The organism is Acidihalobacter aeolianus (genome assembly GCF_001753165.1).
Classification (GTDB): domain Bacteria; phylum Pseudomonadota; class Gammaproteobacteria; order DSM-5130; family Acidihalobacteraceae; genus Acidihalobacter; species Acidihalobacter aeolianus.
Window position 1 is genome coordinate 461049 of record NZ_CP017448.1, and the last position, 26230, is coordinate 487278.

The window sequence follows — 26230 nt, forward strand, 5'->3', positions numbered from 1 at the left end:
TCAGAAGAAGGTGCCGTCGATCGGCGAGGAGGCCGAGGCGTAACGCTTGCGCGGCATGCGTCCGGCGAGGAAGGCCTCGCGCCCGGCTTCGATGGCCTTGCGCATCGCCGACGCCATCAGCACCGGTCGCTTGGCGGCGGCGATGGCCGTGTTCATCAGCACGCCGTCGCAACCGAGTTCCATGGCCACTGCCGCGTCGGAGGCTGTGCCCACGCCGGCGTCGACGATGATCGGCACCTGGGCGTTCTCGATGATCTCGAGGATGTTGTAGGGGTTGCGGATGCCCAGCCCCGAGCCGATGGGCGCGGCCAGCGGCATCACCGCCACGCAGCCCATTTCCTCCAGGCGGCGTGCGATGATCGGGTCGTCGTTGGTGTACACCATCACCTCGAAGCCGTCGGCGATCAGCGTCTCGGCGGCGGACAGGGTTTCCAGCACGTGCGGGAACAGCGTCTTCTCGTCGCCCAGCACCTCCAGCTTCACGAGGTTGTGTCCGTCGAGCAGCTCGCGCGCCAGCCGGCAGGTGCGCACCGCCTCCTTGGCGGAATAGCAGCCGGCCGTGTTCGGCAGCAGGGTGTAGCGGTCGAGCGGGATCACGTCGAGCAGGTTGGGCTCGCCGGGGGTTTGCCCGATGTTGGTGCGCCGGATGGCGACGGTGATGATCTCTGCGCCACTGGCCTCGACCGCGTCGCGGGTCTCGGTCAGGTCCTTGTACTTGCCGGTGCCGACCAGCAGACGCGAGGTGAACGTGCGCGAGCCGACGCGCAGCGCGTCGTCGCGCTGCGCCGTCGCGTTTCCGATGATATCGGGATTCGTGGCCATGATGACTTCCTGCGTTCAGCCGCCGCCGATGGCGTGCACGATCTCGATGCGGTCCTGCGCGCCGAGCCGGTAGTCGTCGAACCGGCTGCGCGGCAGCACCTCCTCGTTCACCTCCAACGCCAGCCGGCGGCCCTCGAGTTCGAGTAGCGCGACGAGTTCGCGCGCGGTGATGCCTTCGGGGACTTCGCGGGACTGGCCGTTGAGGATGATCTGCATGTCGCTGAGAGCGGTGGCGGTAATGTGGGGGGACCATTCTACAACACTGCTGCCACGGGCGGCGGACGCCGCTTGCCCTGCCGCCTGCCACCCCCGTAGAATTGCCGACGCGCGGGTGTAGTTCAATGGTAGAACTGCAGCTTCCCAAGCTGCTAACGTGGGTTCGATTCCCATCACCCGCTCCAATAAAATCAAGGGGTTAGGCGATTCGCCTAGCCCTTTTTTGTTTCCGTGGGACACTGGCGGGACACTTAGCGACAACAGACGCGAAAGCCGGGCGGGGTGTGGATTTGAGGAAAAGTGTCCCATGAGTGTCCCATGGCACGGTTTTCCGATTGAGATTTATATATTAAACAATAGCTTATATTGCTACATCATCGGCTTGCTTAGCTAATGTTGCCGTTTTTGCCCGTCTATCGCACAATGCTGGACAGTTCACAGCATGCGGGGCGGGGCTATGGCGACCATTGAGAAACGCAAAGACAACAGCGACAAGCTGACCTATCGCGTCAAGGTCCGGTTGCGCGGCCACCCGGTACAAACCGCATCCTTCACCAGCCTGACCAAGGCGAAGCAGTGGGCCACGCAAACAGAAGCCGCCATCCGCGAAGGGCGATACTTTCAGACCGCCGAAGCGAAGCGGCATACGTTAGCCGAAGCCGTGGAACGCTACAAACGCGACAACCTGGCAGGCATGAAGTCAGCCCGTACCCGCAGTCAGCAACTGGACTGGTGGACCGGCAGACTTGGGAGCGTCACGCTGGCCGACCTGACGCCCGCCGCAATCAATGACGCGCTGCGCGAACTGGCCATCGAGCGGGGCATAGGCCCGCAATCCGTAGTGCATTACCGGCAATCGCTGGCTAGCGTGCTGGCTGAGGCCGTCAAAAGCTGGCAGTGGCTCGAACAAAGCCCGATGCACCGCGTACCCAAGCCCACGCTCCCAAGAGGCCGTGTGCGCTATCTGAACCCCGATGAGCGGGTGCGCCTGTTGGACGCGTGCAAGGTGTCCGGCAACCGCGATTTATACCTTGCCGTGTTGCTCGCGCTGACCACGGGTGGACGGCAGGCGGAAATCATGGGCGCGACATGGACGCAGATTGACCTACAGCGGGCAACGTTGACGCTTCACGAAACCAAGAACGGCGCACGGCGGACCTTGCACCTTGTGGAGCCGGTGCGGGCATTGCTGCGCGAGCGGGTGCGACGCATCGACACGGACCTTGTGTTCGCCAGCAACCGGAAGCCGACGAAACCCGTCAACCTGCGGGAACCGTGGATTGCCGCGCTGCGGGTGGCCGGTATCGAAAACTTTCATTGGCACGATATGCGCCACGACTTCGCTTCTTCCGCCGCGATGAACGGTGCCAGCCTGCCCGAACTGGCGGCATTGCTGGGACATAAAACGCTATCGATGGTTCAGCGGTACGCGCACCTGACGCCGCAGCATACGGCAGCCCTGGCCGACCGCATAGGCCGTTCGATGTTGGGGGGCAGCCATGAATAGCGTGATTCCTGCCCGTGAGGCTGTGGCGCTGGTGGCTGATTATTTTGCGCGGGGACGGGTGAGACCGGGCCAGAGACCGCCGCAAAGCGCGGGCGATGAGGCGTTCTTGAATTGGATGTGGGGCGAGTCGCTGGAACCGCCGCAAGCAATCGCTTATGAAGCCGTGAGCGAGCAGCTATACGCGGCGCTGACCGATGGGCAGATACCCATTTACGACTGGCCGATGTTTGTCCCAACACGGACCCCTGACACGGCGACACTGGAGCGCGAAGTTATCCGGCTGGATGAGCTGAAAGCATGGCTAGAACGCAGCTTGGTGGCCGACGCTGCGGCGTTGATTAACGAGATATTCAGAGGAACCGAACCCGATGCAGAACAACCGAACGTTTGCGCTGTCATCCGGCGCAAACGCGGGCGTCCGAGGAAGGCACCCGAAAACCTGCAACCGGAAGCCGATGAACTGATTAAAAAACATTGGGACGAGACCGGGGAAGAACTATCGATGAACGCCATATGCTTGAGGCTGGCCGAAAAATACGGAATTACACCAGACACGGCAAAAGCGCGCTTCACCGAATATAATGTCACCGTCGCGTTGAGAAACCACCAAAAGCGGCGCGGACAAAAATAGCCTGCGCCGATAAAAATCAGGCGTTATTTTAGTCGGCGGCTAAGCGATTGATTCATAAGTAAAACAAGCCTGTTTATCAGGCGTCATTCTGCCCTTTTTTGCCGAATTTTGTCAGCGCAAAGTTTCCCCATGCCATGTGGCAGCTTCGAGGAAACGGTAATGCTGAAAACCATCACACAGTTCTGCGAGGACAACACGGCGTTCTGCCAAGGCGGCATGCGGTCGCTGATTTTCTACCGAGGTGACGAGGCCGTGAAAGCCGGGGCAATTGTCCGATTCGGGCGACGAATTCTGGTGGATGAAGACGTGTTTTTGGCGTGGGTCAAAAACGGCGGCGCTGCGGTAATTTCGGGGGTGCGCCGTGATTAAAAATCCTCGCCAGCGCCGAGCTTTGGAACTGATTCAAAAAAACGCCGTGAGTCGGTCGGTTTTGGATGAACGCGTCGGCTGCGCGAATGGCCCGGCGCTCGTTGCCGAATTACGGAAAAAGGGCCTCGATATTCCATGCAAAATGTTTCCGGTCACCGACCGGGATGGCAAAAAAACAAAGGTCGGAATTTATTGGGCGAGCGAAAGTGACAAGTTAAAAATCGCCGAACTCCTGAACGGCGAGGCGTAGCCGGATGCCCAGCCGCCGACAGCGTTTAACCGGCAAGGGCCGGGAGCGTTCCAGCTTCGCCGGTGTGCCACGGGCGGTCATGGAAACGGCGAAGTATCGTGGCCTTTCGGCTTCGGCGAGAGCGTTGTTGCTGGAACTGTCTTTTCAATTCAAGGGCGGCAACAACGGCGACCTGGGGGCCGGGTGGGCGCTGATGCGCGACCGGTTCGGGTGGCGCTCACCCGGCACCCTCGCTCGCGCAAAAGCTGAGCTTATCGGCGCTGGATTCATCACAGTGGCGCGCCAAGGAGGGCGCAACCGCTGCTCGCTTTACGCCTTGACGTGGCAGCCGATTGACGATTGCTTGGACCGGGACGGCGCATCGAAGCTTGACATAAAGCCCACGCGCACCCCGCTTGGAACATGGCGAGATTAGTTTTGGTAGTCCGTATTCGTACTAACCTAGTCCTTATTCGTATCAGTCTGTGCGCAAGCGCCGTTATTCGGGCCGTGACTGTACCGCATGCGTATCAGTCAGGCAGGTTTTCACCCTCTAGGCAGTCCCTATGCGTACAGCTTTATACATATACCATGCACCTGCTCTTTCTTTCGGGGTTGAAGGGCCGTCCAGGCAGTCTTCATGAATTGCTATTTTCGCTCAGACGTTCTTAGAATTGTGCAATCAGGATTACAGAGAAACGGGACCGATACCTTGGACGGAGAACCCAGCAAAATAGAGCCGGTTACAGCAAAACGTAAGCCGCCCCGCGCAGGCATGGGCCGTCCGAAGGGGACGCAGAATCTTATTACCCGGACCCTGAAGGAAGCCTTGGAGGAATCGTTCAACCGGCTGGGCGGCGTGGAATGGCTGTTGAAGTTGGCGGAGACGGACCCCGGAACCTATGCACGGCTATTGATTAAGCTACTACCGACCAAAATCGACGCCGAGGTTAACTATGCCGAACTCACAGACGAACAGCGACTTGCGAGATTTGATGCCCTTCTTGAGCGGGCCAGAGCGCGCAGAATTGGAAGCAATCCTGGTAGCGACGCCTGAGCCGGTGGAGATTATCTGTACCGCCGTTTGCCCGGACGGAACCGTCGCGTCGTATTCGGTGTGGCAACCGGGTGTCGGGCCGGTAGAACTGGATGTTGCCGAAATCGCCGACAGGGGGTTGGAACCCATCGGTTCGCAATCCGCCCGCGAGTGAGTCATTAATCGCCATCTGACCGCCTGAGCGTCCATCTGAGCGGCGTTCTCCATTTTCAGGCTATGGGGGGATAGCCACATGGGGCTTATAGCCCCTTAAAATTGAAAGGGAGACCGAAGCCGCATTGGTGGCCGATGCTTCGACGTCTCTGGCAACGCCCCTTCAATAATAGGCTGTTGGTATCCATGAGATTCTGAATGTTGATCGAAGTGATGGCGCAGCAATCAGGAGGTAAACAGCAGTGTTGCACTTCAAACTTGAAACTGCCGTTTTTGGTCACATATCCACTAAATCTGTGTGACTCAAAAGGCGGACACCGGTGCTTTCTGCAAGGTCTTTCGCCGCACGGGTATATCCACTGGTTGTTACCACAATAGCTTGATCGGCTCGGTAATGACTCATGGCTGTATGGGCTTCCTGTACCGCTTTTACCCCAACGCTGTTAGACCATTGTTTGCACTGAACAACCACTTTGTGCCCAGATTTATCAGCGATAACGTCAGCACCAAAGTCACCAGTTTTGCCGGTAAGTCTAACGCTCCAACCATTGTTGGCAAGTAATGCCGCGCAGAATTGTTCGTAGTCTTCGGGGGTCAGTTGCATTGGATTTTCAGATCCAGCAGCCAACAAAGCGGCGTGAATTTTGGCTCTTTTACGCTCCCGCAAGTACCAGCGCAACCACCAGAACAAGCACCAGAACAAGAAGATGACAGAAATAAAAAATAGTAAGATTTCCCAATAACGAATTATCCATTCAATTGCCCATACAATAAATCCAAAAACTATGAGGTAGCCGATACTTTCCTCATTGCGCTTGCGACGCCTCATAAACCAGCCTCCAGTCCGAGTTCTTTTCCATACTAAGCAGGTACTTGAAATCTAAACATCAGATGCAATACCACCCGGACACTGTAGTGTTGACCGGAGGCTTGGGGCATATTCGCGCTCATCACCTAGACCTTGCCTAGGGGCGATAGGCCGTCTATTCTTCCCTTTCGTGGCCCTTGGTGCACTGTGGCCGCTAGAGGCGAAATAGGGGGTGTCAAGTCGGGGGGGGCTTGCGCTAGTTCCCCTAAGCCCGGCTAACGCCCGCTAAGCCGCATATGACCACCCTTAAGGCCGTCTGAGCGGCGTTCGCCAATTCAGGCTAGGGGAGGTAGCCACCCAGTATCCATCATCGCGTAAACGGGGTTTGATGGCCACCACAGCGGCTAATGTCCGCCAGCTATGCCTAGACCTTCCTTTCTCGCGATAGCTGGCAGGCGACCCCCTCTGCGGCGGTCTGGGGGGCCATGTTCATCGGGTGGCCAAAGCGACCACCCCAAATCCCCATTGGATGATGCTTGCCATCTGACCGCGTAACGCACAAACCGGATGCTCGCGACCCGTCAAAACATGCCTTCCCGTGGGACACTGGCGGGACACTTGGCCAGAAATAACGGCCAAAATAGGCAACACGGCCTAATTGTTGCATGTCACGTAGATGATTGATTTAACGTGATTATTTGTTGGCGTTTGTTGCAGTCGGTAGGTATATGCTTGCTTCCCAAGCTGCTAACGTGGGTTCGATTCCCATCACCCGCTCCATTAATTCCCCACCGGTTACGCCTCAGATCGCCGCATCGGCGGATACATTACCATCAGGTAGGCGAAGATCAGCGCGTAGATGATCGTCGTGCCGAGCACGTCGCCGCCGACGCCGGTCACGGCGCCGTAGGGACCGCCCCAGCCTTCGGCGGTGGTCCACACCCCGATCGAGTAGAGAAAGCCGAAGGGCAGCACGAAGCGCATGCCGCGATTGGCGAGCAGGCCGACGGCGATAACGGTCTCGGCCACGGCGGCGAAGATGCCGAAGGCCTGCTGTCCGACCAGCTTGATCGCATCCACGAAAATCTGGATGTAGGCCACGATCCAGGCCGGCTGGCCGGCCTGCGACTGCACCAGATAGCTCAGCGAGTGGTCGATGAAGAAGGGCGTCCATTTCCAGGCTGCGTCGAAGGTCCACAGCGCGCCGAACAGCAGGCGCAGGATGCGGTAACGCCGCGCGCGGGCGGCCTCGTCGTCCGCGGCGCCGGCCGCCGGTTCGGCGAGCAGCAGGGCGATGAAGGTCAGTGAATAGACGATCAGGGTACCGGGATCGGTGGCGCCCGCGGTGTAGGGGCCGCCGAGATGGCCATTGAGCGTCCACATGACGAAGGTGAACACGACGCCGATCCAGGCCACCGGGCGCAGCCAGAGGCCGCTCAGCAGGGACACCGCGAGCAGTGCGCCGACGGCCACGGTGAACAGCGCCACGCCGGGCGCGCCGATGGCGGCGATCAGTCCCATCGCCCAGTGGGTGTAGTCCACGTACCACGCCGACTGGCCGTGGTGCGCGGCGATGGACTTGAGGAACAGGCGTTCGATGTAGGCCGGATGCAGCTGGTAGACCACGTTGAACACCCAGATCAGCCCGAAGACGAGGCGCAGCGCGCGGAAGGCGCGGCGCTGCACAGCATAGTCGTGGAGATCCCAGCGCGCGGCAGCGCGGCCGGGGGTGGGCATGACGTCGGCCATGATGACCTCCTTGCTGGCGGTGTCGGGCGGCATGCGCCCGGTATCGTTTCTCGCGCCCTTGCGGGTCGGCGTGTCGATAGACCGCGCCGATGCTGCCTCGTTCCGCTCAGTCGGCCCTGGCTGGGCGCAGGCGCAGCAGGCCAGCGTAGAATACCGGCGCGAGCCACAGCGAGGCGAACACCGCGAGGCTGAGTCCGCCCATCACCGCGATGGCGAGCGGCTTGAGCAGGTCCGTGCCGCGGCCGACGCCGATGGCGATGGGCAGAAAGCCGAGCACGTCGGCCAGCATGGTCATCATGATCGGGCGCAGGCGCAGGCGCGCCGAACGCGCTACCGCCGCCGCGTCCGGCTGGCGTCCGGCGCGGCCGCGCGCCAGCGAAAAGATCAGGATCACGTTGTTCACCGCGATGGAGGACACCAGCAGCAGGCCGAGGAAGGCAGTGCTGTCGAGCGCCGTGCCGGTCAGGCGCAGCGCGAGGAAGGCGCCGGGCGCGGCCAGCATGATGGCGGCCAGCCCGGCCAGTGCCGGCCGTTGGCCGGAGAACTGGAAGCCGAACAGGATCAGCAGCACGAGCAGCGCGCCGCCGAGGATCAGAGCCATCTGGCGGAAGCCCTGCGCCTGCTGGCGGTAGTAGCCGCCGACCACGGCGACGATGCCGGGCGGCAGGTGCGCGCCGGCGATGATGTGATGCAGTACGCCGGCCGCGGCGGCCAGACCCTCGCCGGGCTTGGGCGCCATCCACAGGTAGGCGTAGGGCACCAGGTTGTCGTGGGTCACGTAGGGCACCGAGCCGTGCAGGCGCACGTGCGCGAGCTGGCCGAGCGGGGTCTGCGTGCCGTCCGGCAGGCGCAGCGGCAGGCGGGCGAGGGTCTGCGGCGATTCGCCGGGGGTGTCCACGCGCACGCGCAGCGGCAGAATCTGCTCGCCGCGCAGCAGGAAGCCGGCGCGGCGGCCCCACTCGTCGGCGCGCACCTGGGCGGCGATCTCGCGCCCGTCCACCCCGAGCAGGCGCGCGCGGTCGCGCGGGCGCAGCACGATCTCCGGTCCCGCCGAGGGCGACTTGAACACGGCGTTCTCGAAGCGCCCGCTCGCGCGCACTTCGACCTGCAGCCGCTTGCCGTAGCGGTGCAGCTCGGCCGGGTCCTTGCCGAACAGCAGGATCGATAGCGGTGAGTGCGAGCCGGACAGGTTCTCCAGGCGGTTGCTCATGATCTGGTGCAGCTTGAGCTCGATCAGGTCCGGCTGCGCGGCGTGGAACTGCCGGCGCAGGGTCTGCATCATCGCCGCGGTGGTCACGCCGCGGTCGCGCCGGAGGATGATCACCAGATCGCCCTTGTTCGAGGTGGCGCGCGAATTCTCCAGGCTGCGCCCGACCACCACGGACACCCTTGCCACCGCCGCGTCGTGCGCGGCCACCGCGGCCAGCCGGCGCCCGGTGGCGAGGGTCTCGTCAGTGGGCGTGCCGACCGGGGTGCGGAAGGGGACCGCGATGGCACCCTCGTCCCAGCGCGGTAGGAATGCCGTCGGCAGACCGAGGCCCGCGAGCAGACCGGCCCCGATGAGCACCGCGGCGACCGGCAGTGCCAGCCAGGGGCGGCGCGTGCCCGCGCGCAGCGCGCGGTCGTAGCCCAGACGCAGCCGGCGCGCCCAGCGCCAGGGTTTAGGCGGACGCGCCGGGCGGTGGGCCAGCCACGCCGCGAGCACCGGCGTCAGCGCGAGGGCGACGATCTGGGAGACCAGCAATGCGATCACGATGGCCAGCGCCATGTGCCGGAACAGCAGGCCGAGGGTGCCGGAGAGAAAGATCAGCGGCAGGAACACCACCGACGAGGTCAGGGTCGCCAGCGTCATCAGCGGCAGGATCTCGCCGCAGGCGGCCAGCGCCGTGCGTCGGCGCAACGCGGGCGCCGCGCCGGCGGGCAGGCCGCGCAGCCCTCGCTCCATCACCACGATGGCGTGATCGATCAGGGCGCCGATGGCAGCCGTGAGCCCGCCCAGGGTCATGATGTTGATGCCGAAGCCGAGCACGTGCAGCACCAGGAAGGTGCCGGCCATGGCGAGCGGCACCACCAGCAGGGTGGCGAGCGCGCTGTCCAGACGGCGCAGGAACAGCAGCACCACCGCCCAGGCGATCGCGGTGCCGAGCAGCAGGGCGATCCACACGTCGCCCAGGCTGTGGCGCACCAGCGAGCTGAAATCGTAGATGCGGATCAGGTGCACCCCGGGCGGCAGCTCAGCGCGCAGCGACTGCACCTGCGCGTGCACCTGTCCGGCGACCTGGACCACGTTGGCGCCAGCCTGCGCCGAGACGTCGATCAGGAGGGCATGGCGGTAGCCCGACACCGCGGCGCCGATGATCAGCGGCGGCGGCCCGGTGCTGACGTGGCCGAGCGCGTCCAGCGGCAGCGCGGCGCGCGCGCCGTCGGGTCCGCGCGGGCCGAGCGGCAGCATCAGCCGGCCGAGCGCGGCGGGGTCCTTCGGGCGCGGTTCGGAGACGAGCACGAACTGCTGGTGGAAGCGGTTGAGCAGGCCGGCGAAGAAGGGGCCCTGCGCCTGTCGCAGCGCGGCGACCACCTGCCCGGCTGAGAGATGATGCTCGGCCAGCCGACGCGGCGACAGCGACAGCGTGACCACCGGCCAGCCGCGTCCGGTGCCGTTGACCTGGTACACCCCGCGCACCGATAGCAGCGCCGGGCGCACGTCGAAGGCGTAGAACGGCATCATCGCCGAGCTGTCGACGCGGTCGGAGACCAGCGCGTACTGCGCGAAGGGTTGGATGTGCGGCGTCATCAGGCGCACGGTCATGCGCGCGCCCGGCGGCAGCGGGATCTGCGCCAGCCGCGCCTGCAGGGTGAGATAGGCGGTTTCCGGGGCGACGTGGTCGCCGAAATACACGTGCAGCTTGGACAGCCCGACGCCCGACTGCGACTTCACCAGACGCACCCCGGCGACGCCCTTGGCGGCCTGCTCCAGCGGCTCGGTGACCTGCAGCAGCATGTAGCGCACCGGCAGGTTGGCGTCGCTCACCAGCACGGTGACGCGCGGAAAGTCGACGTCGGGGAACACGCTGCGCGGCAGCGCGCCCAGGGCCAGCCACCCGGCGACGAGCAGCAGCAGCGCCAGCAACGTCAGCGTGGCCCGGTTGGTCCAGAGGAAATCGAGATAGCGCCTCATGCGCCGGGCGCGCGCACGTCGACGGGCGTGCCGTCGGCAATCGTACCCGCGCCTCGCGTCACCACCGGCTCGCCGGCGTGCAACGGGCCTTCGACCCAGACGGCATGCTGCCCGAGGTGCGCCAGCTTCACCGGCACCGCATGCGCGCGGCCGTGGGCGACCGTATACACCAGTACGCGCGCGCCGCGCATCACCAAGGCCTGCGTCGGCAGCCGCCAGGCGTGCCCGCCCACGCCGGGCAGATGCACGTGCAGCCACTCGCCGGGCATCAGCCCGCCGTGCGCTGGGCGCAGCAGGACCTCGACCAGACCGTCATGGCGGGCGTCGTCGCCGACCGAGGCGATACGCGCCACGCCCTGCCAGCCGTCGCCGGCAAGCCTGGCTGGCGCCCCGGGGTGCAGCGCGCGCGCCGTCGTCGGGGTCACGTAGCTGCGTACCCACACGCCTCCGGCCCCGGCTAAGCGGGCGACCGCCGTACCCGAGGTCACCCGCGTGCCGGGCGGCAGCAGGTAATTCACCGTGCCGGCGGCCGGTGCGGTCAACCGCGTGGCGCGGCGCTCCGCGCGCAGCGCGTCGAGCTGGTCCTGTGCGGTGGCAGCCTGGGTCTGCGCCTGCTGTACCTCGGCGACGGTGGCGAGCCGGCCGCGGTACAGCGTTCTGACGTGTTGCAGCAGCTTGCGGTCGAGATCGAGCCGGTGCTGCGCGGCGGCGATGCGCGCGTGCAGACCGGGCGGCACCACGCGGGCGAGCAAGCGGCCGCGCGCGACCTGCGCCCCCTGGGCGGCATAGGGCCCACGCAGCTGCCCGGCGAGCGGCGCGCGCAGGGTCGCATAGGCCAGGCTGCGCGCCTCGCCGAGAGTGTCCACCTGCGCCACCCAGGCGCCCATGCGCGCGGGAACGACGTCGACCGCGTAGCCGGCGATGGCAGCAGCGGGCAGGGCGGATGCCAGCAGTGTGGCGAGCAGCAGGAACGGGGAACGTGGGGCGAGCATGGGCGGTCCGGACAGTCTTGTTTCATCAGCAGACCGAATCGAAGGCGTTGAGGTTCCGTCGGGCCCTGTCTCGTAATGAATCGTTAATGAATTGCCTATGAAACTGGTAGTCCGAAAATCCGGCTCCCGCCCCCTGTGGGCGCCGGAGATCGTAGGCTCAGGCAGCCTCGGACTTGCCGTGCTGCAGGTGCACGTCCATCTGCGGGTAGGGGATGCCGATGCCGTTGGCGTCGAAGCGCAGCTTGATCGTCTCCAGCAGATCGCAGCGCGTGTTCCAGTAGTCGGCGGACGCGACCCAGGGGCGGATGTAGAGGTTTACGCTGCTGTCGGCCAGATCCATCACGCCGCAGGTGGCCGCCGGGTCCTTGAGAATGCGCGCGTCCTCGGCCAGGATCGCCTCGACGATTTCCTTGGCCTTGCGGATGTCGGCGTCGTAGCTGATGCCCACCACGAGGTCGATGCGGCGGGTGTCGCGTGCCGAGTAGTTGGTGATCACGTCGTTGTAGATCTTGCCGTTGGGCACCGTGATCTCGCGGTTGTCCGGCGTGCGCAGCACGGAGTTGAACACGCGCACGTGCTCGACCACGCCGAGCACCCCCCCGGCCTCGACGAAGTCGCCCGACTTGAACGGCTTGAACACCAGCAGCAGGACGCCGGCGGCGAAGTTGGACAATGAGTTCTGCAGGGCCAGGCCGATGGCCAGGCCGGCGGCGCCCAGAATGGCGATCAGCGAGGTCGTCTGCACTCCGAGCTGGCTCAGGGCGGCGATGACGACCACCATCTGCAGCAGTGCCTTGATGATGGATTCGAGGAAGCGCACCAACATCGTGTCCATGCGCGCCTTGACCAGCGCCTTGCCGATCAGCTTGGTGAGCAGGCCGGCCAGCCACAGGCCGATGGCGAGTACCGCGAGCGCGAACACGATCTTGATTCCCCAGGGGATCGCGTAGGCTTCAAGCAGGTGATTCCAGTCGAACTTGCCGGGGTCGAGCAGCTGGTTCATGGTGTGTGCCCTTATGTGGATTGACGTGACGACGCGTTCCTAGTGTAGTCGGCGGTCGAGGCGGTGGATGGCGATAGTCGCCCATACGGCCCCATACTACGGAAGACCCGGTCCCATGTTCCAAATCCACCACAGCAATCGTGCCGAATGCCTGCTCGACGCGCTGGCCGAGGTCTGCGCCGCGGCGCCGGCCGATCCCTTCGCCGCCGAGACCGTGGTGGTGCAGAACCCGGGCATGGCGCGCTGGCTGGCCCTGGGGCTGGCCGAGCGCACGGGCGTTGCCGCCCATCTCGATTTTCCCCTGCTCGCCTCCTTCGTCTGGCGCGTCTATGCCGCCGAGTTCGACGATCTGCCCGAACAGTCGCCGCTGGACCGCGAAATCCTGCTGTGGCGCCTGATGGCGCTGCTTCCCGCGCAGCTCGCCGACCCCGCCTTCGCGCCGCTGCGCCACTACCTCAAGCCCGGCGCGGACGAACCGCTGCGCCGCTATCAGCTCGCGCGGCGCATCGCCGACCTGTTCGACCAATACCTCGTGTTCCGCGCCGAGCGCGTGCTCGCCTGGGAGGACGGCGCCGAGAACCACTGGCAGGCGCGCCTTTGGCGCACCCTGTGCGCCGACGAACGGCCGCGCCATCGCGCCCGGCTGCACGCCGAGTTCGTCGGGCATGCCGGAACGCTGCGCCGTGGCGACCTGCCGGCGCGCGTGTCGCTGTTCGGGCTGACCGCCATCCCGCCGGCCTACGTCGAGGTGCTGCGCGCGCTGGCGGAAGTCATCGACGTGCACCTGTTCGTGCTCGACCCCTCGGTGGCCTACTGGGGCGACATCGTCGACGAGCGCACCCGCGCCCGGCTCGCCGCCGGCCGCGCGCGCCACGCCCGCCCGGGCGAGGCCGAACATCGCGAGGTCGGCAACCCGCTGCTCGCCTCGCTGGGCAAGCAGGGACGCGACTTCATCGACCTCCTCCACGCCGGCGACGACGAGCACCGCGAGCACTATGCGCCGCCGGAGCGGCTCGACCTGCTCGGCCTGCTGCAGCTCGACATGCTGCTGCTGCAGACGCGCGGCGAGGGCGCGGACGAGCAGCCCCCGGTGCCGCTCGCGCCGGACGACGTCTCGCTGCAGGTGCACAGCGCGCACAGCCCCATGCGCGAGGTGCAGGTGCTGCACGACCGCCTGCTGGGGCTGTTCGAGATCCTGCCCGGGCTGACCCCGCGCGACGTGGTGGTGATGGCGCCGGACATCGACGCCTACGCGCCCTACGTCGAGGCCGTGTTCGGCGCCGTGCCGTCCGAGCGGCGCATCCCCTGGTCCATCGCCGACCGCCGCGCCGCCGCCGAATCCCCGCTCGCCGGTACGCTGCTGGCCCTGCTCGGCCTGCCGCAGAGCCGCTTCGCGGTCAGCGAGGTGCTGGCGCTGCTGGAGGACGCCGCGGTGATGCGCCGGCTGGGGCTGGACGAGGCCGGGCTCGACCGCGTGCGCCGCTGGGTGCGCGAGGCCAACGTGCGCTGGGGGCTGGACGGCGCCATGCGCGCCGCGCTTGGACTGCCGGCCGAGGAGGCCACGAGCTGGGCCTTCGGCCTGCGCCGCCTGCTGCTCGGCTACGCGATGCCGGCGGACGCCGCGGCGCCGGTCGCCGGCATCGCGCCCTATGTCGACGTCGAGGGCGGCGAGGCGCGCGACCTCGGTCTGCTCGCGGACTTCGTCGAGCGGCTCGCCGACTGGCACGAACGCCTCGCCCGCCCGCGCACCGTCGACGGCTGGGCGGACACCCTGTCCGCGCTGCTGGAGGCCTTCTTCCTGCCCGACGAGGATGGCGCGCACCTGCTCCAGCAGGTGCGCGAGGCGCTGGACGCGCTGCGCCGCCATGCGGCCGCGGGCGGTTTCGCCGAGGCCGTCGAACTGGCCGTGGTGCGCGACCACCTGCGCGGCCGGCTGGAGGATGCCCGTCCCGGCCAGGCCTTCCTCGACGGCCGCGTGAGCTTCTGCAACATGGTGCCGATGCGCAGCATCCCGTTCCGCGTGGTCTGCCTGCTCGGGCTGAACGACGGCGAATACCCGCGCGCCCAGCGTCCGCTCGGCTTCGACCTGATGGCCGAGTCGCCCCGTCGCGGCGACCGCTCGCGGCGCGAGGACGACCGCTATCTGTTCCTGGAGGCGCTGCTCTCGGCGCGCGACGTGTTCTACGCGAGCTACGTCGGCCGCGACGTGCGCAGCAACGCCAGGCGCGTGCCCTCGGTGTTGCTCGGCGAGCTGCTGGAGACCGTCGAACGCGGCTTCCGCGCCCCGGACGGCGGCCGTGACGTGCTGGCGCGGATCGTCACCGAACACCCGCTGCAGCCCTTCAGCCCGCGCTACTTCGCCGCCGACGCCCGACCGGCCAGCTACGCCGCCGAGTGGCTGCGCGACCCCGCGCACCCCGGCGTCGGCGCCTTCCTCGACGCGCCGCTGCCCGAGGCCGAAGGCGAGGAGGAGGCGCTCGATCTCGGCGAGCTCGCCGACTGCCTGCTTCACCCGGCGCGATACCTGCTCGAACGCCGTCTCGGCGTGTTCCTGCACGCCTCCGACGCGCGCGCCGAGGACGCCGAGGCCTTCGCACTCGACGGCCTGACCGCCTGGCAGCTCAAGGACCGCGCGCTGGCCCTCGCGCTGGAAGACGGCGATGCCGCGGCGCTCGAATCCCTCGCGCTGGCCGACGGCAGCCTGCCCAGCGCCGGCTTCGGCCGGCTGGCCTTCGACGGCGCCGTGGCCGGGATCCCCGACTTCGCCGAAACCCTGCGCGACCACGGCGCGAACGCCCCGCGCGCGTCGCTGGAGGTCGACCTCGACCTCGGCGGCTGCCGCCTGCGCGGCTGGCTGCACGGCGTCGGCGCGGGCGGCCTGCTGGCGTACCGCGTTGGCCGGTTGCGCGCGCGCGAACGCCTGCGGCTGTGGCTGCAGCACCTCGCGCTCAATGCGCTGGCCCCGGAGGGTGTCGCCTGCGGCAGCGTGTTTCTCGCCGAGAAGGACGCGCTGCGTTTCGGCCCGCTGCCCGACGCCGCCGGGCAGCTGCGCGAGCTGGTCGCGCTCTACCGCGAGGCCTGGCGCGCGCCGCTGCCGTTCTTCCCCGAAACCAGCCTTGCCTACGCCGAGCGCGTGCTGCGCAAGGGCGAGGACGAGGGCGCGGCGTTTGAGACCGCGCGCAAGGTGTGGGAGGGCAACGCCTGGAGCGGCAACGGCGGCGAGCGCGACGACGCCTACAACGCGCTCGCGTTCCGTGGGCGCGAGGCGCTGGACGCGCGTTTTGCGGAGTTGGCGTTGGCGGTGTATGGGCCGATGTTCGATGCCGAGATTGAAGGGGATGGCGCGTGAAAAGGGCGTGTCATGCCTGCGTGAGGCTTGGGGGTATCTTGAGTGGATCGTCGCGTCTGCGGGAGGGTTTCGGACGCGATCAAGCGATATCACCATTGCCAGGCATTGGCGACGCGTCCGAGCCCATTTCTTTGTTCGCGCAAAGAAATGGGCGAAAGAAACGCGCCCCAGGATCGCTTGTCCCTACGGGCAACCCCGCGCACACGCGTCTGGACAGGACCCGCGGCCACGCGCCATCCGGGCGCGGGGCCGCTTGGCCGGCTTCCCTGCCGGCCATTCCAGCCCAGTCACGCGTCCGCGGGGCAAGCGCTCAAAGGGGGTTGAACGTCAACGGCAAAAGACGTCGACCCGGCCGAGTAGGCGATGTGCTGTCTTGTTTTCCCAGTCCCGTTAGGCCTTGCCTCGAACGTGTGCTCTGGCACGGGGTCGGGCGGCAGGACGCCGCCCGAGCAGCCTCGTGCCTGGATGGCGCGTGGCTGCGGTGCCTCGTGACGGAGTGCGCATTCGAGGTTTGCCCGCAGGGCCAAGGCCTTCGGGTGTCCTTTCTTTCGCCTCTTTCTTTGGACAAGCAAAGAAAGAGGCTCGGGCGCGTTGCCGCGCTTGATCGAAACCATCGAAGCCCATCCGCGCACGAAACAAGTCTCCACACGTTACCGAAAAGGAATATCCGGAACCGTGCTTTCAACCGCTGTCCGTTGCCGTCCAATCGACAACCGGGAGGGAACCCGGCATGAACGAACTCCACATGCCGACATTCCCCCTCGACGGCGTACGCCTGATCGAGGCCAGCGCCGGCACCGGCAAGACCTACACCATCGCCAACCTCTACCTGCGCCTGGTGTTGGAGCGGGGGATGGATGTGCCGCAGATTCTGGTCGTCACCTTCACCAAGGCCGCCACCGAGGAGCTGCGCGACCGCATCCGCCGGCGGCTGCGCGAGGCGCGCGACCGGCTGGCGCGCGGCGCGTTGGAGGACGACGGCGATCTCGGCACGCTGCTGCGTCAGGCGGCGGGCACGCCCGAAGAGATCGGGAACCGGCTCGAAGGGGCGCTCGCCGACATGGACGAGGCGGCGGTGTTCACCATCCACGGTTTTGCCCAGCGTATGCTCACCGATCACGCCTTCGAGAGCGGCGCGCCCTTCGAGGCCGAGCTGCTGGGCGACGAGCACGCCCTGCGCCGCGCCGCGGTGGAGGACTTCTGGCGCCGGCGTTTCTATGACGCGCCGGACGCGGACGTCGCCTGGGCCGCGGACGAGTGGGGCACGCCGGAGACGCTGTACGCGCAGATCGCCGGCCTGCTCGGCCGCGACGCCGCACGCCTGCTGCCAGCGGACGCGGGCGGGGAGGCGATGCGCCTTGCCGAACGCTGGCAGGCGTTGTGTGCGGCCGCCCGCGCGGCCTGGGATGCGTCGGGCGAGGCCGCGGCCGAAACCCTGCGCGCGAGCCCCGCGCTCAACCGTAGGACTTACAACGCGAAGGCTGTCGAAACGGCGCTGGATGCGTTCGCGGCATGGATCGAGGATGCGGCGCCCGTGCCCGGCCGGTTGCCGGAGCGCATCGAGCTGTTCACCCCGGACAAGCTCGCCGCGGCCACCAAGAAGGGTCAGGAGACGCCGACCGGCACGCTGTTCGAGCGCTGCGGCGAACTCGTGGAGCTGGCGCCGCGGCTGGCGCGCGCACGTCGCGCGGCGCTGGTTGCCGAGGCGGTGGACTACGCGCGCGGCGCGGTGGACGAACACAAGCGCGCCCGAAGCCTGTTGTCCTACGACGACCTGCTCACCCGCCTCGACGCGGTGCTCGTGAGTGCGGACGGCGCCGTGTTGGCCGCGCGCATCCGAGCGCGCTACCCGGTGGCGATGATCGACGAGTTCCAGGACACCGACCCGGTGCAGTACCGCATCTTCAGCGCCGTTTACGCCGCTACGGACGAACCGCCACCGGCATCCTCGGCATCCGCACCAAGCGACGGCGCGGCGCAGCTCGGGCTGTTCGACGGTATCGAAGAGCCCGATCGTCGCGAGGGACGGTCAGGCAAGGCGGAAAGCGGCGAGGAAGCGGAGTTGGCTGCAGCCAATGAGCATTCCGAGGCGGTTTCCAACGCAGCATGGGCGCCCCGCAGCAGATCGGTGGCGCTGTTCATGATCGGCGACCCCAAACAGGCCATCTACGGCTTCCGCGGCGCCGACATCTTCGCCTACCTCACGGCCCGCAAGACGGCCGCCGAGGCGTACACCCTCGGCACCAACTGGCGCTCGTCGTCCGCGCTGGTGGATGCGGTCAACCGCGTGTTCGCGCGGCGCGAAAAGCCCTTCCTGTTCGAGGGCATCGAGTTCCATCCGGCGGCGCCCTCGCCGCGGGCCGATGACGGTCCGCTGGTCGTCGAGGGCGTGCAGCCGCCGCCGCTTGCCTGCTGGTGGCTGCCCAACGGCGGCGACAAGCCGCTCGGCAGCGGCGCGGCCAAGGCGCAGGCCGCCGCGGCCTGCGCCCACGAGATCGCGCGCCTGCTCGGGCTGGCCGCGGCGGGGCAGGCCGCAATCGGCGAGGCGCCGCTCGCCGCGGGCGACCTCGCGGTGCTGGTGCGTAACCGCTACGAGGCCGACGAGATTCGCAGCGCGCTCGCGGCGGTCGGCGTCGCCAGCGTATTCCTGGCGCGCGAGAGCATCTTCGACACGCTCGAGGCCGTCGATCTGCGTCACCTGCTGCGTGCCGCGGCCGAGCCGGGCGACACGCGCGCCCTGCGCGCTGCGCTCGCCACCGACCTGCTCGGCGTCGACGCCGCGGCGCTGGACGCGCTCAACCGCGACGAGGCGGCCTGGGAAACCTGGCTCGACCGCTTCCACGGCGCGCAGCAGCGCTGGCGCGAGCACGGCTTCATGCCCATGTTCGCGCAGCTCATGACCGACTGCGCCATCGCCCACCGCCTGCTCGCCGAGCCGGACGGCGAGCGGCGCATGACCAACCTGCTGCAGCTCGCCGAGCTGCTGGCCGAGGAATCCGGCCGGCGGCGCGGTTTCGAGGCGCTGCTGCGCTGGCTGGACGAGTGCATCGCCGACCCAGACGGCGACGACGAACAGCAGCAGCTGCGCCTGGAGAGCGACGAGTCGCTGGTGCAGGTGGTCACCGTGCACGCCTCCAAGGGCCTGGAATATCCGCTGGTGTTCCTGCCGTTTCCCTGGGCGGCCAAGCCGTTTAAGGCGGACGAGCGGCCCATCCTGTTCCATGCCGAAAGCGACTTCGCGGCCTGCGCCGATCTGGGTTCGGAGGCGCGCGAGGATCACGCAAAGCTGGCCGAGCGCGAGCGTCTGGCCGAAGACCTGCGCCTGCTCTATGTCGCGCTCACCCGTGCGCAGCGCCGCGTCTACCTCAGCTGGGGCCGCGTGGCCGGGGCGGATGCCTCCGCGCTCGGCTGGCTGCTGCACGGCGGCCAGGGCATCGCCGGACGCGACGACGTCACGCTGCGGGACGAACTGCTCGCGCTCGACGGCGGCTCCGGGCGGCTGGCGCTGCTCGACCTGCCGGCCGGGGCGATCCGCGCGCCCGCGCCGCCGCTGCCGGCGGTGCAGCAGGCGCGGCACTTTGCAGGGCGTATCGACGCCGGCTGGCGCGTGACCAGCTATTCGGGCCTGGTCGCCGGCCACGGCGAGCGCGCCGAGCTGCCGGACTATGATGCCGTGGCCGCGGACGAGGCCGCCCCGCCCGCGCGCCCGCAGCGCGACGCCTTCGCCTTCCCGCGCGGCGCGCAGGCGGGCCTGTTCCTGCACGCCCTGCTGGAAAAGCTCGACTTTCCCGAGGCGCGCGGCGAGACGCTGGCCCAGGCGGTGCGCGCCGGCCTCGCGCTGCACGGCTTCGAGACCGAGTGGCAGCCCGCCGTCGAGGCGCTGATCGGGCGCGTGCTCGACACCCCGCTGGACGAGACCGGCCTGTGCCTGCGCGAGGTTGCGCGCGCCGACCGCCGCGACGAGCTGGCCTTCTACTACCCGCTCGCGCCGCTCGGCCCGGGTGCGCTCAATGAGCTGCTCGCCCGCGACGGCGCACTCGCGCTGGACGGCGAGCGCCTCGCCTTCAACCCGCTGCGCGGCATGATGAAGGGCTACATCGACCTCGTGTTCCGCCGCGACAGGCGCTACTACCTCGTCGACTACAAGTCCAACCACCTCGGCGACCGCGCCGAGGACTACGCCCCGCCGCGCCTCGCCGAGGCCATGCGCGAACACCGCTACGACCTGCAGTACCTGATCTACTGCGTGGCCCTGCATCGGCACCTGCGCGCCCGCCTGCCGGGCTACGACTACGCGCGCGACTTCGGCGGCGTGTTCTACCTGTTCCTGCGCGGCATGCGCCCGGCCGACGGCCCGCGCCTCGGCGTGTACCGCGACCGCCCCGAGCCTGCGCTGGTCGATGCGCTGGACGCCCTGTTCGCGGGCGGGGAGCGCGCCGCATGAGCGCACGCGAGACCCTGCAACGCGCCGCCGCGCTCGGCCTGATCCGCGCGCTGGACGACCACTTCGCGCGCCTGATCGGCGACCTCGCGGGCGACGCGCCGGACGGTGTGCTGTTCGCCGCCGCGCTGGCCAGCCGTCAGACCGGCGAGGGCGACGTGTGCCTGCACCTTGCCGACTGGGCGGGGCTGGCACCCTTCGAGGCGATGCCCGCGCTGCGCCTGCCGCCGCTCGCCGAATGGCGCGCGATGCTCGCGGCAAGCCCGGCGGTGGGGGCGGACGCGAGCGTGCCGCTGGTGCTCGACGGCGACGCGCTCTACCTCGCGCGCTACTGGGCCTTCGAGACCGCGCTCGCCGCCGCCCTGCGTGCGCGCGCCGAGGGCTGGGCCGAGGGCGTGGACCGCGCTCGGCTCGCCACAGGCCTGCGCCGGCTGCTCGGCGAGGACGGCGCGGCCGCGGACCAGCGCCGCGCCGCCGCGCTCGCCGTGCTGCGCCGGCTGGCGGTGATCTCGGGCGGACCCGGCACCGGCAAGACGCGCACCGTGACCGCCATCCTCGCGCTGCTGCTGGAGCAGGCGCCGCAACTGCGCGTGGCGCTGGCCGCGCCCACCGGCAAGGCCGCGGCGCGGCTGGCCGAATCCATCCAGGCCGCCAAGCGCGAGCTGCCGCTGGACGACGCCGTGCGCGCGGCCATCCCCGAGCGCACGCACACGCTGCACCGCCTGCTCGGCATCGTGCCGGGGCGCAGCCGGCCGCGGCGCGACGCGAATAACCCGCTGCACGTCGACCTGCTGGTGATCGACGAGGCCTCGATGGTGGACCTGCCGCTGCTTGCGCGGGCGCTGGCCGCGCTGCCACCGCAGGCGCGGCTGATCCTGCTCGGCGACCGCGACCAGCTCGCCTCGGTCGAGGCCGGCGCGGTGCTCGCGGACATCTGCGGCGAGGGCGCGGCGGGCTATTCGCCGGCGCTGCGCGCGGCGCTGGCCGAGACCGCGGGCGAGGCGCCCGCCGCCGCGTCGACTTCCACCACGCCGCTGGCCGACAGCGTGGTCCTGCTCGCGCACAGCTACCGCTTCGCGCAGGCGGGCGGCATCGCCGCGCTGGCGCGGGCGGTGAACGCCGGCGACGCGGACGCGGTGCTGGCCGAATTCGACGCCGGCTGGGCGGACCTCGCGCTGGCGCCGCCTGCGCCGCTGGAGCCACGCCTGGGCGAGCGGCTGGACGGCGCGCTGGCCGAGCTGTTCGAGGCCGCCGGCCCCGCCGAGGCGCTGGCTGCGCTCGGCCGGCTGCGCATCCTCTGCGCGCTGCGCGAGGGGCCGTTCGGCGTGGCCGAGATCAACGCGCTGGTCGAGCGCCACGTGCGCCGCCGTTTCGGCGTCGACACGCGCAAGCCGTGGTATCGCGGGCGGCCGGTGATGGTGCAGGGCAACGACTATGCCCTCGACCTCTTCAACGGCGACGTCGGCATCGCCTGGCCGAACGAGAACAAACGCCTGCGCGTGTATTTCGAGGGCGCCGACGGCGGGCTCAAGACCGTGCACCCGGGGCGCATGCCGGCACACGAAACCGTCTACGCCATGACCGTGCACAAGAGCCAGGGTTCGGAGTTCGACGAGGTGCTGCTGATCCTGCCGCGCCAGGACGCGCGCGTGCTGACCCGCGAGCTGCTCTACACCGGCATCACCCGCGCGCGCCGCCGCGCGGAGCTGTGGGCCGAACCGTCCATCCTCGCCACCGCCGTCGCCCGCCGGGTAAGGCGCGCATCGGGGCTGCGCGGGAGATTGTGGTAGACGCTTGCGTGGCTCGCTAGACAGACAATTTGGCGACCGTCCGCAGGGCGGCATGACTGCGGCGTAGGTGTTTGGTATTTTTTGTATATGCTGACAATATACATATCATGATCGACTCGACGCGGATCGTCGGGTTCGAATGGGATGCTGGCAATGCTCGCAAGAGCGTCGATAAACACGATGTCAGTCAAGCGGAAGCCGAGCAGGCGTTCTTTAATCGGTCCCTGTTGGTCGTTCCCGACCGGAAGCACAGCCAGTTGGAGCCTCGCTTCCACGCTTTGAGTGAGACGGGGGCGGGGCGGTTGCTGCACATCACGTTTACGTTGCGTGCTTCGGGAAGCCTGATCCGCGTGATCTCCGCTCGCGACATGCACCGCACGGAAAGGAGGCACTATGAGCAAGCGGCGCAAAACCGCACCTGACTTCAAGACGGAGGCCGAGGAACGGGCCTTCTGGGAGTCGCATGACGCCAGCGACTATGTGGATTGGGGGGCGGTCGAGTCCGTGCGGCTGCCGAATCTGAAGCCTTCGACGAAGACGATCTCGCTACGCCTGCCCGCCGCCTTGCTGGAACGCATCAAGATCGAGGCCAACAAGCGCGACATGCCCTATCAATCGCTGATCAAGGCATGGCTTGCCGAGGATGTGGACCGGCACGGATAGCGCATCGGCAAGCGCTGCAACCGCGCCCGACCGGGGACGGCTGTGGGACGGCTGACCGCCGGCTTCAGGCGGACTGGCGGGCGCTGCCGTTGAGCAGGAAGGCGAGGGCGTCCATGACGTGGTTGGCGACCGCGGACGGCGGGCTGAGGTAGAAGTCCTTCCAGGCGGTCGCGCGCTGTTCGTCGTAGAGCGATTGCTGGTCCGGGTGGGCCTGCTCCCAGGCCAGGCGCACGGCGTGGCCGATGATGACGTCCAGGTACAGGGTGTCGTCGATGCGCAGGCCGGGGTTCTTCCACATCACCAGCATCAGCACGCGCAGCGCCTCGGTGTAGAGCTGGCGCGCGTCCGGGGCGGGCGTCTTGTTGAGGATGTGTTCGACCCGGTCCTGGAACTGCCTTTCGCCGCGCGTCATGTCGGCGCACAGCTTGTGGTCGAGGCGACGCTTGGGGTTCCACTGGTCGCCGATCACCAGCCCGCGGCTCTGGTTGACGATGTCCCACACGCCGCCGAAGAAGTCCTCGGGATAGAGCCCTAGGCTGCCCTGGATGGCGCGCCACTGGTGCCAGTCGCCGGCGTCGCTGTTGTCCGGGTCGATGCTGCCGTCGAAGCGCACCCGCGTCATGCCGCTGGAATCGACCGACACGTGCATGCGTTCGAGCTGCTGCATGGCGTCCTGCGCGGCATGGTAGTGCTGCAGCACGTCGCGCAGGGCGCCGGCGAATTCGTGCGGCTCCATGTCCATGAGCACGTCGAGGGTGTCGCTGATCGCCGGCTGGCCGGCGCTGCGCTGGCGCACCGCGATCAGCTGCAGCAGCTGGCCGGCGCGGATCAGACTCATGTTCTCCAGCAGCTCGGGATGCGAGCGCACCATCAGGCCGAGATTCAGGATCAGCTCCTGGGTGAGGATCTGCGCGCGCGGGTCGTCGGCGTTGAACTCGCGGATGGTGCGCAGGATCTCGTCGGCGCCGACCGGGCGGCGGTAGGTCGAGTGGCGGTTGTAGGAACGCGACACGCTGAAGGCCTTCTGGCGCACCACGAGATCGGTGGCGGCGCCTTCCAGGTCGATGTCGTGCTTGCGCAGCGCGTTCGCGCTCAGGCGGATCAGCCTCCAGTGCCGCGCCTCGCAGGCGCGCAGGTAGACCTCTTCGAGCAGATCGCCGACCCGCGCCGGGCGGCCGCGCATGTCCTGCAGGCCGGTGTCGAAGTCCAGGCCGTGGCGCGCTTCCAGTTCCAGCAGCGCGGCGAACTGGGTCAGCAGGTCGCCGGTCCGGGTGGCGGTCTGTACCAGGACCTCGTCGGTCGGTTTCTGGCTCGTGGTCGGATACTCGGCGGGCGTTGCGGTTACGCTGCCCGGGGCGGGTAGCAGCGCGAAACAGGGGCGGTCGCCGATCTCGTCCGGTTCGTCGGGGAAGCGGTAGCCGTGCAGCATGTCGATGCGTTCGCGCCCCGTGGTGGGCAGGAAGCCGGCCAGCCGCCCGAGCTGCACCGGCGTGTCGTCGACCTTGCCTTCGCGGCAGGCCTCCATGAACTGCAGCAGGGCGCGGCTGCCCTTCTCGCCCAGCATGCGCTCCTTCACCACCATCACCACCAGCGGGCGGCCGGGTGCGTCCCACTGCCGGCTGACGTAGGCCAGCTCCATCTTCAGGCGCCCGACCAGCAGCACGTTGTCCAGCGCGAGATAGAAATCGTGCCGGTTCATGAACTGCGGCTGGAACACCATGCGCCGCCCTTCGAAGGTGTACACCAGGCTGGTCGCGAGCCCGCGCAGGTGGCGCAGCGGGCGGCCGCTCAGCCCCAGGCGCGGATTGCGCCCGAGCTGGCAGTAGGCCTCGGCCAGGCTCTCGGCGTCGTGCACCTGCACCGGCGCCACCTCGTCGAGCGTTTCGCTGCGGATGCCCTGCTCCTCCAGGCGCGCCTTGACGGCCGGCGATTCGGCCAGCAGCGCGAACTGCACGCGGCGGCCGCGCTGGCGCCCGATGCGCAGGCGCCGGCCGAGCGGGTCGATGTCGGATACGTCGAGCAGGCCGTCCTGGATCAGCGCGCCGAGGATGTACAGGCTCTGCGCCCAGACCAGCGGCACGTTCTCGTTCGGCATCCGCCGCTGGCTGTGCGGGTTGGCCTTCTCCGCCTCGATCAGCCCGGCCGGCACGCGGTACAGCTCGGGCAGCAGACGCTCGCCGTCGCGGTCGATGAGCAGCGTTTCGAGGCGTTCGCGGTAGCTGCGCGCCATGCCTTCGTCGCCGCGGTTGAGGTGGTAGAGCAGCAGATAGGTGAAGAACAGCGGCCACTCGCACTCGATGTGCTCGAACTGCAGCATCTCCTCGGGTTCGTAGTGCAGGCGGCTGTGGTCCTCGATCACGGTCTGATGGCCGTCGCGCAGGAAGCGCGCGCAGCCGTATTCGCCCTGCAGCTTGCCGACCACGTCGGCCACCGTCTCCTCGACCAGGGCCCGGTCCTCCACCGCGAAGGCGGGATAGCCGACCACGCTCAGGGTGGCGGCATCGACCTCCTTGGACAACGACTCCTTGGGCAGCATGGATTCGAGGGTGATGCGCGCGCGGGCGATCTCGTCCGGCACCACATGCACCACCGAGGCCTGCCCGCCGCCGGGACCGAACAGGTTGAAGCCGTTCATCGCCTCCAGCGCCGCCTTGGCCATGCCCACCGAGCTGCTGTTCACCTCGGCGATGCCGTGATTGATCTTGTTGCCGCGCTCCCAGATGCCGTAGTCCGGGGTGCGGTAGGCGCGCCCGATGTAGTGCACCAGGTTCTGCACGAAGTTCACCTCGTCGAGGGTGAACACGATGCGCAGGCCCGAGGCGATCATCTGTGCCAGCATCAGCAAGAACAGCGAGGTCGCGTCCAGCTGCAGATGTCCCCACTCGTCGTCGGCGACCACCGCCTCGCCGGTCTCCGTGTCGTATTTCGCGTGCAGCGCGTCGAGCGGGTCCAGGGTCTGCTTGAATCGCTCCACCTTGGGCGCCTGGCGCATCATCGCGGTCAGCAGCCCACGCATCAGCTTGACCACGCTCTGCTCCAGCAGCACCGTGCGCCCGCCGCTCTCGTCCAGCCGGCGATACGCCAGCCCCACGCCCCAGACGGCCAGGATGCTGTACACGTTGTCGCGCACCCAGGCGTCGGTGTAGTCGCCGTGAGCGGTGACCGCGGTGCTGGCCGGCAACAGGCCGGTGATGGGGTGCTGACGCGACAGGATGATGCGGGTGACCTGTTCGTAATACGTGTCGAGCCGGTCGAGAGCGCGTTGATTCATGCCGC

General features: G+C 67.8%; 19 protein-coding genes and 1 tRNA gene. 12 read left to right on the plus strand and 8 right to left on the minus strand.

Going from position 1 to position 26230, the window contains the following annotated elements; translation table 11 throughout:
• Both BJI67_RS02155 and thiS read right to left on the minus strand, forming a co-directional pair.
• Positions 1 to 822 carry a thiazole synthase gene (locus BJI67_RS02155; protein WP_070071629.1) on the minus strand — a complete coding sequence of 274 codons (822 nt, stop codon included), beginning with the start codon at positions 820 to 822 and terminating at the stop codon, positions 1 to 3.
• Positions 823 to 837: 15 nt separating this feature from the next.
• Complete coding sequence (thiS, locus tag BJI67_RS17715; RefSeq protein ID WP_038089259.1) at positions 838 to 1038, minus strand: sulfur carrier protein ThiS; 201 nt, start codon at positions 1036 to 1038, stop codon at positions 838 to 840.
• A 111-nt stretch (positions 1039 to 1149) separates the two neighbouring features.
• On the opposite strand from thiS, the gene BJI67_RS02165 reads away from it, so the two are divergent.
• The 7 genes from BJI67_RS02165 to BJI67_RS02195 all read left to right on the plus strand — a co-directional run bounded on the left by BJI67_RS02165 (position 1150) and on the right by BJI67_RS02195 (position 4831).
• Positions 1150 to 1223, plus strand: a tRNA-Gly gene (locus BJI67_RS02165).
• A 272-nt stretch (positions 1224 to 1495) separates the two neighbouring features.
• Positions 1496 to 2545, plus strand: coding sequence for a tyrosine-type recombinase/integrase (locus tag BJI67_RS02170; protein WP_070071630.1), 1050 nt, complete (start codon positions 1496 to 1498; stop codon positions 2543 to 2545).
• The gene (locus BJI67_RS02175; protein WP_156781994.1) at positions 2538 to 3176 is read left to right on the plus strand and encodes a hypothetical protein; all 639 of its coding nucleotides are present in this window, start codon (positions 2538 to 2540) and stop codon (positions 3174 to 3176) included. The genes BJI67_RS02170 and BJI67_RS02175 overlap by 8 nt, the downstream gene beginning before the upstream one ends.
• Positions 3177 to 3335: 159 nt before the next feature.
• Complete coding sequence (locus BJI67_RS02180; RefSeq protein WP_156781995.1) at positions 3336 to 3545, plus strand: hypothetical protein; 210 nt, start codon at positions 3336 to 3338, stop codon at positions 3543 to 3545.
• Positions 3538 to 3795, plus strand: coding sequence for a hypothetical protein (locus BJI67_RS02185; protein WP_156781996.1), 258 nt, complete (start codon positions 3538 to 3540; stop codon positions 3793 to 3795). Before BJI67_RS02180 ends, BJI67_RS02185 begins: the two co-directional genes overlap by 8 nt.
• Positions 3796 to 3874: 79 nt before the next feature.
• Entirely contained in the window at positions 3875 to 4210 is a 336-nt protein-coding gene (locus BJI67_RS02190; RefSeq protein ID WP_231940885.1) for a hypothetical protein, read from the plus strand.
• A 276-nt stretch (positions 4211 to 4486) separates the two neighbouring features.
• Positions 4487 to 4831, plus strand: coding sequence for a hypothetical protein (locus BJI67_RS02195; protein ID WP_156781997.1), 345 nt, complete (start codon positions 4487 to 4489; stop codon positions 4829 to 4831).
• Positions 4832 to 5261: 430 nt separating this feature from the next.
• On the opposite strand, the gene BJI67_RS16585 is transcribed toward BJI67_RS02195, so the two are convergent.
• The 5 genes from BJI67_RS16585 to BJI67_RS02215 form a co-directional block, all read right to left on the minus strand.
• Entirely contained in the window at positions 5262 to 5813 is a 552-nt protein-coding gene (locus BJI67_RS16585; protein ID WP_083250561.1) for a restriction endonuclease, read from the minus strand.
• 774 nt (positions 5814 to 6587) lie between these two features.
• On the minus strand, positions 6588 to 7574 hold the full coding sequence (locus BJI67_RS02200) for a hypothetical protein (protein WP_083250562.1): 987 nt from the start codon (positions 7572 to 7574) through the stop codon (positions 6588 to 6590).
• Between the two features lie 73 nt (positions 7575 to 7647).
• Positions 7648 to 10716, minus strand: coding sequence for an efflux RND transporter permease subunit (locus BJI67_RS02205; protein ID WP_070071636.1), 3069 nt, complete (start codon positions 10714 to 10716; stop codon positions 7648 to 7650).
• A complete protein-coding gene (locus tag BJI67_RS02210; RefSeq protein WP_070071637.1) occupies positions 10713 to 11708 on the minus strand; it encodes an efflux RND transporter periplasmic adaptor subunit in 996 nt (331 codons plus the stop codon). The genes BJI67_RS02205 and BJI67_RS02210 overlap by 4 nt, the downstream gene beginning before the upstream one ends.
• Positions 11709 to 11865: 157 nt before the next feature.
• The gene (locus BJI67_RS02215) at positions 11866 to 12711 is read right to left on the minus strand and encodes a mechanosensitive ion channel family protein (protein ID WP_070071638.1); all 846 of its coding nucleotides are present in this window, start codon (positions 12709 to 12711) and stop codon (positions 11866 to 11868) included.
• A 115-nt stretch (positions 12712 to 12826) separates the two neighbouring features.
• On the opposite strand from BJI67_RS02215, the gene recC reads away from it, so the two are divergent.
• The 5 genes from recC (at position 12827) to BJI67_RS02240 (ending at position 22954) form a co-directional block, all read left to right on the plus strand.
• Entirely contained in the window at positions 12827 to 16060 is a 3234-nt protein-coding gene (gene recC, locus BJI67_RS02220; RefSeq protein WP_070071639.1) for an exodeoxyribonuclease V subunit gamma, read from the plus strand.
• Between the two features lie 730 nt (positions 16061 to 16790).
• A complete protein-coding gene (locus BJI67_RS02225) occupies positions 16791 to 20504 on the plus strand; it encodes a UvrD-helicase domain-containing protein (protein WP_070071640.1) in 3714 nt (1237 codons plus the stop codon).
• Positions 20501 to 22291: an exodeoxyribonuclease V subunit alpha gene (recD, locus tag BJI67_RS02230; RefSeq protein WP_070071641.1), complete on the plus strand. Its 1791-nt coding sequence runs from the start codon at positions 20501 to 20503 to the stop codon at positions 22289 to 22291. The genes BJI67_RS02225 and recD overlap by 4 nt, the downstream gene beginning before the upstream one ends.
• Positions 22292 to 22398: 107 nt before the next feature.
• Positions 22399 to 22713 carry a BrnT family toxin gene (locus BJI67_RS02235; protein WP_070071642.1) on the plus strand — a complete coding sequence of 105 codons (315 nt, stop codon included), beginning with the start codon at positions 22399 to 22401 and terminating at the stop codon, positions 22711 to 22713.
• Positions 22685 to 22954, plus strand: coding sequence for a BrnA antitoxin family protein (locus BJI67_RS02240; protein ID WP_070071643.1), 270 nt, complete (start codon positions 22685 to 22687; stop codon positions 22952 to 22954). The genes BJI67_RS02235 and BJI67_RS02240 overlap by 29 nt, the downstream gene beginning before the upstream one ends.
• A gap of 64 nt (positions 22955 to 23018) precedes the next feature.
• Here the strand turns inward: BJI67_RS02240 and BJI67_RS02245 are convergent, their stop codons facing one another.
• A complete protein-coding gene (locus BJI67_RS02245; protein ID WP_070071644.1) occupies positions 23019 to 26225 on the minus strand; it encodes a glycoside hydrolase family 15 protein in 3207 nt (1068 codons plus the stop codon).
• Positions 26226 to 26230 lie beyond the last annotated feature (5 nt).